Below are 2,398 nucleotides of genomic sequence, written 5' to 3'. Positions count from 1 at the left end.
AGGGGGGCGGCGCCCCCCGGGAGCCCGGGGCCGCCCCCCCGCGGGGGGCCGCCCTCCCCGGCCAGTTCGGCGACCGACTGGGTTTCGGTGCGGCACAGTTCGATCAGTGCGCGGTGTTCCGGGCCGAGCGCGGTGTCGTCGCCGAGCTCGGGCGCCGCGGTGTCCAGGCTGACCAGTGCGATCAGATCGAAGCGCACACCGCTCGGGCCGGGGCTGGTGCGCCCGCCGGTCATGGCGTACGGGCGGACCAGCGGTCCCGCTTCGGCGTCGTACCACTGGGCGCCGGGTTCGGGTGGCTCGGTGTCGCCCCGTAGTTTCCTCATGGCGACCGCCCCCGCTCAGCCCGCGGCCGGCGGCTGTACGGCGAACCGCGGCGGCGTGTAGAGGTGTTCGCCGACCCGCTTCACCAGCCGGGCCATCTCGTACGCGATGAGGCCGATGTCCGCGGTGGCTGTGGACATGACGGCAAGACAGGAGCCGTCGCCGGCCGCGGCCACGAACAGGAAACCGTCGTCCATCTCGACCATGGTCTGGCGCACTCCGCCGACTCCGAAGTGCCGTCCCGCGCCCTTGGCGAGGCTGTGGAATCCGGAGGCCACGGCCGCCAGATGTTCGGCGTCTTCGCGGCGCAGGGCGCTGGAAGAGCCCACCGCCAGACCGTCGTTGGAGAGGACCACGGCGTGCCGCACCTCGCCGACGCGCAGGACGAGGTCGTCCAGGAGCCAGTCGAGTTCGCCGGAGCGCGGCGCGGTGCCGGTTCTCGGGTCCTGGATCATGCGTGGTCTCCTTCGCTGTTGCTGCCCTGCGTACGGCTTTCGCCGGCGGTGCCCGGTGTGAAGTCGGGTGTGCTCTCGGACCTGCGACCCGCGGGTCGGCCCCCTCCTCCTCTGGTCCAGCCCTCGCGGTAGGCGGTCATCCGGTCCCTCACCTGCTCCGGGGTGCGTTCGTCGGTGCTCTGCGCCTGGGCGGGCGGTTCGGGTGCCTCGGCGGCGGGTTCCTCGCGCAGCTGGGGCGCGAGGCTCGCCTGGCGCACCCGGCGCGGAAGGTCGGCCGTGGTGTCGCCGTTCGGCGACGGCTCGGCCGGTACGGCCTCGCGCTGCGGCGTCCGCTCCTCGCCGCCCCGCGTGTGCAGCCGCAGCGTGGTCACTCCGCGCGGGGCGGCTGCTTCGGGCATGGCCGCGAGGGCGGGCCGCGGTCCGGGCACCGGTCCGGCCGCGCCGACCTCGCGCAGGGGGCCTGCGCCGGGCACGCGTGCGTGCTCGGCGGCGGGTTCGATCTCTTCGTGTGCGGGCCGCTTGCCGCCCTTGGGCAGGGAGTCCTGCAGCAGCGCGGTCGGCAGCAGGATGACGGCGGTGGTGCCTCCGTACGGTGAGGTCCGCAGATGGACCTTGATCCCGTGACGGGCGGCGAGGCGGCTCACCACGAACAGGCCGAGCCGGTCGCTGTCGAACAGGTCGAGTGCTTCGGACTGTTCGATCCGGCGGTTGGCCTCGGCGAGGCGCTCCTTGCCCATGCCGAGCCCGCGGTCCTCGACTTCGAGCGCGTAGCCGTTGCCGACGGGCTCGCCGTTGACCCGCACCTTGGTGTGCGGAGGGCTGAACGAGGCGGCGTTCTCGACGAGTTCGGCGAGCAGATGGGTGAGGTCGGCGACCGCGGCGCCGACGACGGCGCTCTCGGGCAGCTGCCGCACCTCGACGCGCGCGTAGTCCTCGACTTCGGACACCGCGGCCCGTACGACGTTGGTGAGCGAGACCGGCATCCGCCAGGCACGTCCGGGGGCGGCTCCGGAGAGGATGATCAGACTCTCCGCGTGCCGCCGCATACGGGTGGTCAGGTGGTCGAGCCGGAACAGGTCGCTCAGCTCGTTGGGGTCCTCGGCCCGTCGCTCCATGGAGTCGAGCAGGTTCAGCTGGCGGTGGACCAGGACCTGGCTGCGGCGGGCGAGGTTCACGAAGACGCCCGAGATGCCGCTGGCGAGTTCGGCGCGCTCGATGGCCGCGCTGAGTGCGGCGCGGTGCACGGTGCCGAGGGATTCGGAGACCTGCCCGATCTCGTCCTGTGCGGGTGGTCCCGGCGGCGCCTCGGCGTGGATGTCGATCTCTTCGCCGGCCCTCAACCGGCGCATGGCGCTGGGGAGTTTACGGCGGGCGATCTCCAGGGCCGTGTTGCGCAGACTGACCAGCTCGACGACCAGGGCGCGGCCGATCCGTACCGAGATCACCAACGAGGCCGATACGGCGAGGAGTCCGAGCAGTACCGCGGCGCCGGCAGGAGTAAGGATTCCGCGGGCGAACGGGTCGGCGCGGTCGGCGGCGCGCTGGCCTGCGTCGGTCTCGATCCCGCGCAGTTCGTCCTGGGCCTCCGCGTGGGCCTTGTCCCTCGCGCCCCCGGCGCTGGG

Annotated in this window: 3 protein-coding genes; all 3 read right to left on the bottom strand. The window is 73.2% G+C overall.

The genetic code is table 11. The features are described 5' to 3' along the window. Positions 1–323, bottom strand: a 323-nt coding sequence (locus JAO81_RS42625; protein WP_233415668.1) for a DUF742 domain-containing protein, incomplete at its 3' end; no start/stop codon positions are given. A gap of 15 nt (positions 324–338) precedes the next feature. After that, entirely contained in the window at positions 339–776 is a 438-nt protein-coding gene (locus JAO81_RS20700; RefSeq protein ID WP_199549384.1) for a roadblock/LC7 domain-containing protein, read from the bottom strand. Beyond that, positions 773–2,398, bottom strand: a 1,626-nt coding sequence (locus JAO81_RS42620; RefSeq protein ID WP_233415667.1) for a sensor histidine kinase KdpD, incomplete at its 5' end; no start/stop codon positions are given. The genes JAO81_RS20700 and JAO81_RS42620, both read right to left, overlap by 4 nt.

Origin of the sequence: Streptomyces sp. N35 (assembly GCF_016464295.1) — a bacterium.
Lineage (GTDB): Bacteria > Actinomycetota > Actinomycetes > Streptomycetales > Streptomycetaceae > Streptomyces.
The sequence above is the reverse complement of the archived record's forward strand: the minus strand, read 5'-3'. Positions and strand labels throughout refer to the sequence as shown.

Bases quoted from the DNA above. Each gene is read 5' to 3' on its own strand.
- JAO81_RS20700 (WP_199549384.1), bottom strand. From the start codon at position 776: ATGATCCAGGACCCGAGAACCGGCACCGCGCCGCGCTCCGGCGAACTC.